Origin of the sequence: Pseudomonas sp. NBRC 111123, assembly GCF_001320205.1 — a bacterium.
Classification (GTDB): Bacteria; Pseudomonadota; Gammaproteobacteria; order Pseudomonadales; family Pseudomonadaceae; genus Aquipseudomonas; species Aquipseudomonas putida_J.
Map to the genome: position 1 here is coordinate 1 of NZ_BCAZ01000003.1, position 12,538 is coordinate 12,538.

A 12,538-nucleotide genomic window follows, 5' to 3' on the forward strand; every position below is an offset into this window, starting at 1 on the left:
GGGTTTACCCGCGAAGGGGCCGATACAGGTTTGCACCTTCAGAACTGCACATCCAGAATCACATTGTCGAGGTAACTCGCCGCCGGCGGCGTGGCCTGGTCGGTGTAGACCTTGGCGTTGTAGTTGAATATCTGGCTACCCGTCCCCGTCCCGTTGCCTGGGTTCACGTCAGCATCGCTACTCGAGCGCCGGGCGGTAGTCAGCGACCCCCAGCGCACAGTCCCTGCGCTCTTGAAGATGTCATAGGCCAGGTAGTTGCCCGCCGTGGACTTCATCCGTCGCCGCCCGCCCGATACGTTCTCCCCATCATTCAAGCCCACCGTATAGGCACTGCCTTTGGTGCAAGACAGGCTCACGCTCTGGCTTACCGTACCGAACCCGGCCACCACCGGCGCGCTGCCGAAGCTGATGTTGGGTGTGGTGATCTGGCAGTCGTTGCTCACGGTCAGGGTGACAGTCAGGTTCTGGGTCCCTGAACCGATGTCACGCCCGAGGCAGATGGCACCAACGCCGATGCCGGAGCAGTAGTTCCAGCTCCAGGCAACCGTGAGGTTTTCCTGGTACAGACCTGCCGCGACGTTGCTGCCCACCTGGGTGCGCAAGTAAAGCGGCACGGACTTGGGCGTGGTGCCGCCAAGCAGGCCGAGCAAGTCGATGATGCCGTTGCGGGCGAAGTCGAACTGCACGCCGCGGCTGATCGGGTAGTTGGTGCTGTTATCGGCGTACAGGGTGTAGCCGATGACGTCGCCGGTGGGGCCGACCAGGCCGCTGGTGCCCGAGGCCGAGGTGATGGTGGCGTTGAAGTGGTCGGTGGAGGTCAGCAGGCTCAGCAGGGACCCCGTGCACTGCAGCCCCGAGTTGGTCGACGAAGCGGTCTGCACAGTGGTGCGTACCAAGGTCGAGTTGATCGTTCCGAACGCCGCCGGCAACGTGGGCACGGACGAACACAATGCCCAGGCGGAACCCGCAGGCAGCATCAGCAGCGCACACCATAGCCGCTTCATCGGCACACCAGCGGGCCGATCAGCGGGACTGTACCTTGCGTATCGGGCAAATCGAATTCGACCACGCACTGCCCTCCTCCTTCCAGCATTACCTGCAGGCGGTTGTGCGGCGACAGGTTCTCCAGGTATACCAGCCCATCCCAACCGACCACGGCCTGGCTGCCGCTTTCCTGGTGGTTGACCTTGCTACCGAGCTTCAAGGGTTGCTGGTTACCGTCGACCAGCTCGATGCTCGCCGCCAGCACCCGCTTGAGCGGGAATTCCAGCAGGTAGCCGCTGCCACGGCGCACTGCCACCCGTTGCTCGACTTCGGCGGCCAGCACGTCGGGCGGCAGGTTCATCGGGTCGATCTCGTACTTGCCGCGATAGTAGCCGCTGCTGTACGGCACCAGCAGGTGACCGCTGCGGTCGGTGCGGCCGATTTCCTGGTTCTCGTAGCGCACCGGCACGTCGGCGTAGCCGCTGGTACTGACCACCACAAAGGCATCGTCGATACGGTTGGCCGCGTATACACCGGCATCCATCCACACCAGCGAACCACTGGCATCGGCCCAGCGGGTCATCTCGCCACTGCTGCCGTACACACCGGCCTGCAACTGCACCGACTGCATGCGCCAGGTGACGTCTGCCTGGCGATAGGCATCGCGGTCGCTACCGCTGGCATAGCCGAGGTTGTAGCCCACGCCACCGCCCACTGGCACCGCACGGCTGTAGTTGACCCGTTGCAGGCTCTCGCCGTCCTTGCTGCGCTCGGTGCTCACCGCCAGGGTGCTGCCGAAATCGAACGGGATCACCACCTGCGCCTGCACCGCCCAGTTACTGTCGCCGACCTCGCGGTTGGCCGACAGGTACAGGCTGCTGTTACCCCACAGCGGCTTGCTCCAGCTCAGGTTGATCAGCCGGGTGCGCGTGCCATCGCCGGCGCGAACATCGAAATAGCCGGCGCCCAGGCTGCCGTATTGGTTGAGGTTGACGCTCAGGGTCACCTGCTCGCTACGCTGGCTCAGCTGCATGTCGGGAATGTCGACCCGGGTCAGGTCGGCATACTCGCCGTGGCGTTGCACACGCTGATAGTTGAAGCCGAAGCGCTGGCTGTTGTACTGGTAGCCGAGGGCGACCTGGTGGCCCTTCTCACCCTCGAACTGGCTCTGCGCCAAGGCCGCATTGAGCACGCCGAACGTGCCCACGCGCATGTTGCCGCCCAGGCCACCCAGCAGCAGCGAATCGGCGGTCTCGGCATGGGTTTCCACGGTGAAATTGTCGCTGATGCCATGGCGCAGGCTGGCCGAGGCAACACCGGTACCGTAACCGAAGTCTTCCACGGCATAGTCGCGACGCAGGCTACCGGCGGCCACCGAGAAGTCCGACAGGCCTTTTTGCAGCAGGCTGCTGGTGACGTAGAACGGCAAGGTGGTGGACACCTGCCGGCCAAGGGCGTCAGTGGTCACTACCACTGCCTCACCGGCACCATTGATGAACGGCACGTTGGTCAGGGTGTACGGGCCTGGCTGCAATTCGGTGGTGCTGGACTTGTAGCCATTGATGAACAGGTCCAGCGAGGTCGGCACCGCCGCTTCACCGGCAAACGCCGGCAAGGGGTAGGTGACCAGGTCTGGGCGCGCGCCAAAGTCACGCGACAGTTGAATGCCGCCGACCCGTACCGAGCTGGTCCAGGGCAAGGCCCCGGTAACGAAGTCGCCAGCCTCATAGGTCAGCAGGCGTTGTTCGTCGGTGAAACGCCAGGTGGTGTCGTAGCGCAGGAAGCCTTGGCGGCTGTCATCTTGCGCGCCATTGAACGACTGGCGCCACTGGCCGGTGCTCGAGAACGTGCCCCAGCTGTCGAACAGGCGCAGCTCGTTCCAGGCGGCCAGGTAGGAGCCGCCGTCATCGGTGTCGTTGAGGTACACGTCGTAGTTGAACAAGGCGCCAAAACTGCTGCGCGCCTCGCTGGCCGGGTACAGGCCGCGGTCGCCGACCTGCTGGTCCGGCAGCCAGGCCGCAGGCACCTGCAGCAACAGGCGCTGGTTCTGGCTATCGTAATCGGCATGCAGGCCCGCCACATCGTCCAGCGCCACCTCACCCTGCGGGTCGCCCGGCAGCTTGACGCCCAGGCTGCGCAGCACGTCGTTGTCCAGGTACAGGCGCCCGGCACGTTGCTGCACTGGCACCAGCTCAGCCCTGGGCATCTGGTTCACCAGCAGGTCCAGGTACAGCGTGGCGTCGGCGATGGCCATGGACTCGCCGGGCGGCGGTGGCAGGTCGTCGGCCAGCGCAAGGCAGGGGCCGAACAAGGTCAGCCCCAGGCACCAGCGGCGCGAAGCCCGCGACAGCCATCTCACACACGGATTCCGACCATTGCCAGGTCCTCCATGGCCCTTGCCCTTCATACGGCGGAGGGCTCATTGCCCTTGCCGGATCGCTTCGGCTGTTTCCTGGCCGTTCACCCTCCCCTTGATCACGCTGCCAGCGTTCGGCGCCACCGGCGCCGGCCAGCGCATGCTGGCACCTGGCAAAACATAGCCGAGCAGGCCTTCGGCCAAAGGCTTGGCCTGGCCGCCCTGCTGCACCACCACATCGGTCAGGCGCGCATGCACCGGGCCGGTGTTGCGCATTTCCACATAGGGTTTGCCCTGCACCGTCACTGGGCGCCAGCTCAGCTGCGGCGTGCCGACCCCGGCGGCATTGCGCTTGCCCTCCGGGTCGGCCTTGCCCCACAGCCCCTCGCCGTAGACGAACAGCGGCACGGAATAACGCATCTGCAGGCGGATTGCTGCCGTGGTGCCCGAGCTGCCAGCATCGGCCGGCAAGGGCGAAGGGATTTCATCGATGATGATCCGGTAGGCCTGCTCCTGACCGGCCGGCGAGCTGCCGGTGCGGGTCAGGCGTATCAGTTGCTTCTGACCTGGGGGGATGTTGGCCACCGGCGGGCTACCGATGATTTCGCGCTGGGCCTGGTACTGCTCCTGATAGTCGCCCTGGCGCCAGGCGAACACTCGAACCTGCAGGCTGGCCGGGGCCGAGCCGCGATTCTCCAGCCACAGCGCACCAGCCTTCTGGTCGGCCTCCAGCACCGGGTCGATCGGCCAGATCAGCACTGAAGTGGCTGCCTTCACCGGCAGGCTCGCCAGTAGCAACAAACCGATTACACCCTGCGCCCACTTCGCGCCTACCCCCATGCCACTCTCCTTGGTTTCTTTTTCTTGGGTGCTGGTGTGTTCACCAGGTCACCGATACTTGCACCACATCGGTGTAGGTCCCGGCCGGCAAGGTGCCGGGCAACTGGGTACGGCCATACACCGGCAATTTGATAGCTGTGGCATCCGTGTAACTCACCGTCACGCTCTGGCCGATGCCCAAGGCCTGGCTGAAGGCCGCGTCCCGGTACAACTGGTAGGCCAGCACTTGTGTGCCGCCGGTGCGCTTGAGGTTGCGCGTGCCACTGGCGCTGTTCTGGCCGCCGTCCAGGCTCATGCTCAGGGCCACCCCTGGCGTGCACTGGAAGGTCACCGTGGTCCCTCCCAGCGAGGTACTCAGGGTACTGGTGGCCAGCGCCGACTGGGTGCCGAAATTGAGCACGCCATAGCTGGTCACACCGCCCACCACCAGGCAGCCGGCAACGATCTGCGCGCTCACCTGGAAGGTGCTGCTGGTAGCCGCATCCAGAGGCGCGGCCAACAACACGCCACCCCCCACCAGGCACCCGCCGAGCCATGTGCGCATGCAGGCGCACATGGCTCAGAACGACAGCTCGACGGCAACGGTGTCGGTATACGTACCTGCCGGCAGGCCCGCCTTGCCGCGCGCCTGGCCGTACAGGTTGACGGTCTGCGCCACGCCGGTACTGGTTGGCAGGGTGATAGTGCCGTCGACCGCCAGCAATTGGGTTCGCCCTGCATCGGTATAGAAGTCGTACGGCACAAAGTTGCCTGCACCATCAGCCAGGGCCCGGGTGCCACCGCTCGACTGGCCATCATGGGTACCGGCGCGCACCTTGATCACCGGCACCGTGCCGGCCGAGCACAGGATGCTCATGGCACCGCCGCCACCGCCCAGCACTTGGGCGTTGGCGGTGGTGAACAGGGCATCGGCGGTCCCGAAATTCAGGTTACCGAAGTTCAACCCTGTGGTGCCGCCGGCGCCGTTGACCTGGCAAGCCGAGGTCAGGGTCAGGGTCGAGGTGATGTTCCCGGTCACCGTGGCGGCCTGGGCGTGAACTGCCATGGCCAGGCCGAAGCCGGCGAGCATGCAGCGAGGGAAAGTCGTTCGCATCGGAGTCTCCTTGCGTCGTTTACCAGTCCAGGGTCACTCTCAAGGTGTCGCGGTACAGCCCGGCCGGCAGCGAGCGCGGTTGCGCCACCACTACGCCGTAGATGGGAATCGGGATCTGCTCGGTACTGCTGATGGTGAAAGCACGGGCCTGGCCGATGCCGTAGCGGCTGTTGCCACCGGGGTCGACCGCCAGCTGATAGGGGATCATTTCGCGGCCATTGCTGAGCCGACGCACACCATCGTCGCCATTCAGGCCACCATTGATGCGCACATTGAAAGCCCGCACCTCGGGCGTGCAACTGATCTGCAAGCTGCCTTCTCCGCCCGCCTCGTCAACCCGGCTGCGCAACGGCGCATCCCAGTTCGGGCCGCGCTGGCCAAAATCCATCAGGCCAGGGTTGCCCAAGGTGGCGGGCGGCTGGTCGCCGCTGTTGATCTGACAAGCGGCGCTGATCACCAGGCGCGCCTGGATGAACCCGGTGGTGGTGCCATGCACAGCGCCGCCGGGCAACAGCAGCGGGCCGAGGCTGAGCAACAGGAGCGAAGTGCGGTTCATGGCATGACGTCCTTGTGCATGGTGGCCTCGCTACCAGGTGACGGTGATTTTCAGCAGATCGGCGTACTGCCCGGCCCGAGGCACCCAGGCCAGCTTGTCGATACGGGCGTACAGCGGCAGTACAACCGAACCGCTGTCTGATACGCGTGCAGCATGGGGCTCACCGACGACCACCGGCTCACGCCAGGCAGCATCGCGGTACAGGCGATAGGGAATTGGTCTGGCCTTGGCATCTTCACTGGCGAGGAAACGCAGTTCGCCGACACCGCCGTGCTGGCCGCCGTCGACGCGCACCTGATAAGGCGTGTCAGGGTTGCATTCCAGGCGTGGCGGGCGCTTGTTGAGCAATACGCCACTCAATGGCGCATCCGGGCCATCCAGACGAGCGGTACTGCCCAGGTCAATAAGACCCAGGGCCTGGGCGCCCGCGTCACGCGGCTGGGTGACCAGCATGCAGCCACGCTGCACCAGCACCCGCACCTCTACCAGGAAGTCCGCCGCTACGGCACTGCCGCTCAACAACAGGCCAAACAGCGCGGCCACAAAGCGTTCCGTCACTGGATGTTCCTTGTTCTTCTACTGTGAATTTGAGCGTAGCAGCAGGTGGCAGAAGCGTGATGGCGCCATGCCATTCTTTTGAGCTAATGACAAAGCGCTAGCCAACCGGCAAGAAATTTGCCAACCCAGGCGAACCCCTGGCCATCTCATGCCTCCAATGGCCATAGGCCGGTAAAACGGCCAACAATCTGGTACCGTGCCTGACAGCCAACCGCCGTGATCCGATACATACGGCATGCATGGAACAAATTGACAGGAGCGTTTCCATTGACGACTGCAGACAACGCGCTCGCCGCAGCCGTGGAGCGCTGCGCCCAGGAGCCGATCCAGATACCCGGCAGCATTCAGCCGCATGGCTTTCTGCTGGTGCTGGATGAATGCGACCTGCGCGTCCTCCAGGCCAGTGAGAACGTCGAACGCTGGTTGGGCGTGCCAGCGCGGGAGCTGATCGGCTGCAACTTCGCCGACGTGGTCAGCGAAAGTTTTGACTTGCGCACTCAGCTCGAACGCCTGCCTGAAGACGAGGCATTCCCGTTTCATATCGGCGACGTACGCTTGCGCCAAGGCGCCCCCTTCGCCGACACCTTGCGCCTGCTGACTCACCGCCACGATCAGGTGCTGATCGCCGAATTCGAACCCTTGCGCCCGCCCGTCGACCTGGCCGACCAGGGTGACTACTACCCGTTGGTGCGCGGTTTCGTCAGCAGCCTGCACAACGCCGACAGCCTGGAAGAGCTGCTGCAGCAGTGCGTGGTGCAGGTCAAGCGCCTCACCGGTTTCGGTCGGGTCAAGGCCTACCGCTTCGACGCTGAGGGCAATGGTCAGGTGCTGGCCGAACTCGCCGACGCTGGTTACCCGCGCTACCTTGGCCTGTGCTTCCCAGCCTCGGACATCCCGCGCCAGGCCCGCGACCTGTACCGGGTCAACCGCATCCGTGTGATCGAGGATGCCAACTACCAGGCCTCGCCGCTGCTGCCTGCGAACAACCCGCGCACCGGCAAGCCCCTGGACATGAGCTTCGCCGCCCTGCGCAGCGTGTCGCCAGTGCACCTGCAGTACATGCGCAACATGGGCACCCTGGCGTCGATGTCGTTATCGATCGTGGTAGATGGCGAGCTGTGGGGCCTGATCTCCTGTCACCACGCCCAGCCGCGCGCGGTCGAGCTGCGCACCCGCACCGCCTGCGAATTGCTGGCCAGCGTGCTGTCTCTGCAGATCGAAAGCCGCGAATCGCACGCCAAGACCCGCCAGCTGCTCGACCTGCGCCAGCATATCGTGCGCATGATCTCGTCGATGGCCGACCACGATAGCGTCAGCGACGGCCTGCGTGACCTGCCCGAGGTGCTGCTGGCGTTCGCCAACGCCAGCGGCGCAGCAGTGATTTCTGCCGAGCGCTGCGACCTGATCGGCCAGACGCCACCGGCCGCACAAGTCACGGCACTGGTGCACTGGCTGACCCGGCGCGGCGATGAGACGGTGTTCCACAGCGACAACCTGCGCCGTGACATAGATGAGCTGCCAGAGCTCGCGGCCCATGCCGGCGGCGTGCTGGCGGTGGCCATCTCGCAAATCCATTCGCACTACCTGCTGTGGTTTCGCCCCGAACAGGTGCGCACGGTCAACTGGGCCGGGCGCCCCGAGAAGGAAGTCAGCCCCCAGGGCGCGCTCAACCCGCGGCACAGCTTCGAACATTGGCAGGAGCAGGTCAGTGGCTACTGTGAGCCATGGGGCCCGCTGGTGATCGAGGGCGTGCTCGAACTGCGCACGGCGGTGCTCGGCATCGTCCTGCGCAAGGCCGAGGAACTGGCGCAGCTTGCCAATGAGCTACGCCGCTCGAACAAGGAACTCGAGGCCTTTTCCTACAGTGTGTCCCACGACCTGCGTGCGCCCCTGCGGCACATCGCCGGCTATTCCGAGCTGCTGGGCGAAATCGAGGGCCACGGCCTGAGCGAGCGCGGCCGACGCTTCCTGCATCACATCGAAGAGGCCGCGAGTTTCGCGGGCAGCCTGGTCGACAACCTGCTCAATTTTTCGCAGATGGGCCGCTCGGCACTGCGCCTGTCGGATGTCGACCTGAACGCACTGGTCGAAGCCATCCGCCAGGAGCTGGCACCCGACTACCAAGGCCGCGAAATCGTCTGGGACATCGCGCCACTGCCCAAGGTGATCGCCGACCCGGCGTTCATCAACATGGCCTTGCACAACCTGATCGCCAATGCCATCAAGTACACCCGTGGCCGTGAACCTGCCCACATCACGATCCGCGCCCGCCAACACCAGGACGAGACCGAGGTGTACATTAGCGACAATGGTGTAGGCTTCGACATGGCCTACGCCAACAAGCTGTTCGGGGTGTTCCAGCGCCTGCACCGCATGGAAGATTTCGAAGGCACCGGTATCGGCCTGGCCAGCGTGCGGCGAATCATCGAGCGCCATGACGGGCGGGTCTGGGCCGAAGGCCAGGTCGATCAGGGCGCCAGCTTCCACTTCACTCTGCCGCGCCACCCGGCAACTACCTGAGGTACCCGTATTACCATGCTCAAGCCCATCCTGCTGGTCGAAGACAACCCCCGGGACCTGGAGCTGACGCTCCTGGCCCTGGAGCGCAGCCAGTTGGCCAACGAAGTCATCGTCTTGCGTGACGGCGCCGACGCACTCGACTACCTGCTGCGGCGCAACGCTTACGTCGATCGCGACGATGGCAACCCGGCGGTCCTGCTGCTGGACCTGAAACTGCCCAAGGTCGATGGCCTGGAAGTGCTCAAGGAAGTACGCGCCACCGCAGAGCTGCGAAGCATCCCGACGGTGATGCTGACCTCTTCGCGTGAAGAGCCTGACCTGTTGCGCGCCTATGAGCTGGGCGTCAATGCCTACGTGGTCAAGCCCGTGGAGTTCAAGGAGTTCGTCGCAGCGATTTCTGACCTGGGCGTGTTCTGGGCGGTGCTCAACGAGCCGCCACCCGGTTCACTGCGCCTGAACCGGCGCGGTAGCAACTGAGGCCTGCACCAAGATGTTGCCGACACCGCTGAAAATGTTGATGGTCGAAGACAGCTCGATGGACGCCGAGCTGACCTTGATGTGCCTGGAGCGCAGTGGGTTGCAGGTGCAATCGCAGCTGGTGTTCGACCACGTCGGGTTCGAGCACGCCCTGCTTCAGGCCGACTTCGACCTGATCCTGTGCGACTGCGTACTGCCCGGCTCTTCCGGCACCGATGTACTGGCCATCGCCCAGCGCCTGGCGCCCGACACGCCGTTCATCTTCCTCTCGGGCATCTATGGCGAAGAGCATGCGGTGGAAATGATCCGCCTGGGCGCCACTGACTATGTGCTCAAGAAAAACCTGCCGCTGCTCCCCAAAGCCGTGCGCCGGGCCCTCACCGAAGTGCAGGAGCGCCAGCGCCGTCGCCGCGCGGAGGAAGCCCTGGCCGATGTCGAAGCACGCGCGCGCATTGCCATCGATGCCGCCGGCATGGGCACCTGGGACTTCCGCCCGCAACAGGGCCAGCTCATCTGGGACCACCGCTGCAAGACCTTGTTCGGCCTGCCGGTCGATACCGAGATGGACCTGCAGGTGTTCTACGCCGGCATCTACCCCGACGACCAACCCAAGGTGCGCGATGCCGTTGAACAAGCCATGCGCCCGGACAGCGACGGCCTGTACCGGGTCGAGTTCCGCATCGCCCAACCCAACGGCCTGGAACCGCGCTGGTTGCTCAGCAGCGGCCAGTGCCAGTTCGTCGACGGCCAGTGCACGCGGTTTTCCGGTGTACTGCAGGACATCCATACCCAGCGCCAGGCAACCCAGGCGCTCAAGCAGCTCAACGAAATGCTCGGCGAACGGGTCGAGCGCCGCACCCGTGAACGCGACCGTGCCTGGGAACTGTCCCAGGACTTGCTCGCGGTGCTCAACAAAGACCTGACCCCAGTGGCCCTCAACCCGGCCTGGGAGGCCAGCCTGGGCTTTTCCCGCGAGCGCCTGAGCCAGACTTCGCTGCTGCACCTGCTGCCGGAGGCAGATCAGGAAGCCCTGCTCACCGAGCTGGCCGCCCTTGCCCACGGCCGCAGCAGCGCACGCTTCGTCGGCCGCATCCAGCATGCCAGCGGCCAGTTGCGCTGGCTGTCCTGGGTGGTGGTGCCGGAAGACACCTTGCTCTACGTGGTAGCGCGCGACATCACCAGCGAACGGGAAAACGCCCTCGGCCTTGCCGAAGCCAACACCCGCCTGCGCGAACAGATCACCGAGCGCGAACGCATCGAGGCGGCGCTGCAGCAGATGCAGCGGCTGGAGGCTGTCGGCCAGCTCACTGCGGGGGTCGCCCACGACTTCAACAACCTGCTCACGGTCATCCTCACCGGCGCCAGCTTTCTTGAACGCGACCTGGCCAAGGGTGAACTGGAAAAGGCCCGCAGCCGCCTGACGCACATCCGCGAAGCCGGTGAGCGCGGCGCCAAGCTGACCTCGCAGCTGCTCGCCTTTTCCCGCCGCCAGCGCCTGGAGCCGGTGCCGCTGAACCTGAACCGCACCCTTACCGGCCTGGAGGAACTGCTGAGCCGCACCCTCGGCGGAAACATCCTGGTGCGTCTGGACCTGGACCACAGCCTGTGGCAAGCGCTGACCGACCCGACCCAGACCGAGATGATCATCCTCAACCTGGCGATCAACGCCCGCGACGCCATGCCAGAAGGCGGCCAGCTGACCCTGTCGACCCGCAACACGCGGATCAAGGCGCGCCCGCAGCGCCCGGAAGACCCGGAGCCGGGTGAGTACGTGATGCTGAGCATTCGCGACACCGGCTGCGGCATGAGCGAAGAAGTGCTGGCCAAGGTGTTCGAGCCGTTCTTCACCACCAAGGACATCGGCAAAGGCTCCGGCCTGGGTCTGGCCCAGGTGTTCGGCTTCGCGAAGCAATCCGGCGGCGGTGTGCGCATCGATACCGAGCCTGGGCATGGCACCCAGGTGGCGGTGTACTTGCCGGCGGTGAAGCAGGAAGTCGCCGTCGACCCTGTCCTGCCCACTGCCACCCTTTCGATCGATGACAGTGGCCGAGACCGCACGGTACTGCTGGTGGATGACGATCATCTGGTGCGCGACATGCTCGGTGACGTGCTGCGCCAGTATGGCTACCAGGTACGTCAGGCGCACAGTGGGGAGCAGGCGCTGGTACTGCTGGACGACGATATCGACCTGCTGCTGACCGACTTTGCCATGCCCGAATTCAACGGCGGGCAACTGGCCCTGGCGGCACGCCAGCGACATCCGCAGCTGCCGGTGGTGTTTCTGACCGGGTATGCAGAGCTGGAAGGGCTGGAACTGCCGGGGAGCCTGGTGGTGCAGAAGCCGGTGCAGGCGGATGAACTGGCCAGGGTGTTGAATGAACTGCTGCGGGTGCCAGGTTAGACCTGCTTCGCCTGCACTGGCCCTTTCGCGGGTAAATCGGTTCGGCGCACCGGTTTACCCGCGAAGAGGCCATTGCAAGAAACGGAAACGACAAAACCCAGCGCCGATAGTCATCTGCACTGAATCATGAATAGGGATTTGAAGAGAAAAATGGCAGGGGCGGCTGGATTCGAACCAACGCATGGCAGGATCAAAACCTGCTGCCTTACCGCTTGGCGACGCCCCTGTATCGGATGCAGCTGATGCTGCTCTGACAATTCCAATTGGGTGACAACTGGGTTGTTGTCTTGGAATGCGCGGCACTTTAACAACAAAGTTTCGGTCTGTGAACCCCCTACGTGAAAAAAAATGCCTTAAAACAGCAAGTTAGTGTTCCCGGGCGGTTTTCACGGGCCTAGAAGGCAACCATCCGTCGTTTTTCCAGCGCTTCGCTTCAACACAATCGCATTCCTCCCTTCCAATCAGATACACGAACTGTGTTGACCAAGGAGGCCTCCATGCCCGTTTCTCACGACCTCTACCAGGACCTGCACTACCCGCGCGAAATCGTCCAGCAGCGGCGGCAACAGGACAAGGCCCTCGACCGCCTGCTCGACGAGTACATGGATATCGACAACCAGGTGCTGGCCGCCGAATCGATCTCGGCAGGCAATTTTGTCGACGAAGACCTGCGCCAGCTCAAGGAACGCCGGTTGACCGTGAAGTACATGATTGAGCGCCAGCTGGAGCGCAAGGCCTGAATTATCGTGCCAG

At 64.4% G+C, this 12,538-nt stretch carries 11 protein-coding genes and 1 tRNA gene; 4 read left to right on the forward strand and 8 right to left on the reverse strand.

What is annotated here, in order from left to right; genetic code table 11:
- Positions 1-38: 38 nt before the first annotated feature.
- The 7 genes from APH27_RS02420 to APH27_RS02450 form a co-directional block, all read right to left on the reverse strand.
- Positions 39-1,004, reverse strand: coding sequence for a spore coat U domain-containing protein (locus APH27_RS02420; protein WP_060483883.1), 966 nt, complete (start codon positions 1,002-1,004; stop codon positions 39-41).
- A complete protein-coding gene (locus APH27_RS02425) occupies positions 1,001-3,238 on the reverse strand; it encodes a fimbria/pilus outer membrane usher protein (RefSeq protein ID WP_371262687.1) in 2,238 nt (745 codons plus the stop codon). The genes APH27_RS02420 and APH27_RS02425 overlap by 4 nt, the downstream gene beginning before the upstream one ends.
- Before the next feature lie 165 nt (positions 3,239-3,403).
- Positions 3,404-4,180, reverse strand: a complete 777-nt coding sequence (locus tag APH27_RS02430) for a molecular chaperone (RefSeq protein ID WP_027919673.1) — start codon at positions 4,178-4,180, stop codon at positions 3,404-3,406.
- A 40-nt stretch (positions 4,181-4,220) separates the two neighbouring features.
- The gene (locus APH27_RS02435; protein ID WP_027919672.1) at positions 4,221-4,724 is read right to left on the reverse strand and encodes a spore coat U domain-containing protein; all 504 of its coding nucleotides are present in this window, start codon (positions 4,722-4,724) and stop codon (positions 4,221-4,223) included.
- Between the two features lie 15 nt (positions 4,725-4,739).
- Positions 4,740-5,273, reverse strand: coding sequence for a spore coat U domain-containing protein (locus APH27_RS02440; protein ID WP_060483885.1), 534 nt, complete (start codon positions 5,271-5,273; stop codon positions 4,740-4,742).
- Positions 5,274-5,292: 19 nt separating this feature from the next.
- Positions 5,293-5,829: a spore coat U domain-containing protein gene (locus APH27_RS02445; RefSeq protein WP_027919670.1), complete on the reverse strand. Its 537-nt coding sequence runs from the start codon at positions 5,827-5,829 to the stop codon at positions 5,293-5,295.
- Positions 5,830-5,859: 30 nt separating this feature from the next.
- Positions 5,860-6,387, reverse strand: a complete 528-nt coding sequence (locus tag APH27_RS02450) for a spore coat U domain-containing protein (RefSeq protein ID WP_027919669.1) — start codon at positions 6,385-6,387, stop codon at positions 5,860-5,862.
- A 249-nt stretch (positions 6,388-6,636) separates the two neighbouring features.
- Between APH27_RS02450 and APH27_RS02455 the strand changes: the two genes are divergently transcribed.
- The 3 genes from APH27_RS02455 to APH27_RS02465 are packed head-to-tail and all read left to right on the forward strand — an operon-like array spanning position 6,637 to position 11,785.
- On the forward strand, positions 6,637-8,907 hold the full coding sequence (locus APH27_RS02455; protein WP_027919668.1) for an ATP-binding protein: 2,271 nt from the start codon (positions 6,637-6,639) through the stop codon (positions 8,905-8,907).
- Positions 8,908-8,922: 15 nt separating this feature from the next.
- The gene (locus APH27_RS02460; protein ID WP_027919667.1) at positions 8,923-9,384 is read left to right on the forward strand and encodes a response regulator; all 462 of its coding nucleotides are present in this window, start codon (positions 8,923-8,925) and stop codon (positions 9,382-9,384) included.
- A gap of 13 nt (positions 9,385-9,397) precedes the next feature.
- Positions 9,398-11,785: a hybrid sensor histidine kinase/response regulator gene (locus APH27_RS02465; protein WP_060483886.1), complete on the forward strand. Its 2,388-nt coding sequence runs from the start codon at positions 9,398-9,400 to the stop codon at positions 11,783-11,785.
- 151 nt (positions 11,786-11,936) lie between these two features.
- On the opposite strand, the gene APH27_RS02470 is transcribed toward APH27_RS02465, so the two are convergent.
- Positions 11,937-12,011: transfer RNA gene (locus APH27_RS02470), tRNA-Gln, on the reverse strand.
- Positions 12,012-12,282: 271 nt separating this feature from the next.
- Between APH27_RS02470 and APH27_RS02475 the strand changes: the two genes are divergently transcribed.
- On the forward strand, positions 12,283-12,525 hold the full coding sequence (locus APH27_RS02475; RefSeq protein ID WP_027919665.1) for a DUF465 domain-containing protein: 243 nt from the start codon (positions 12,283-12,285) through the stop codon (positions 12,523-12,525).
- Positions 12,526-12,538 lie beyond the last annotated feature (13 nt).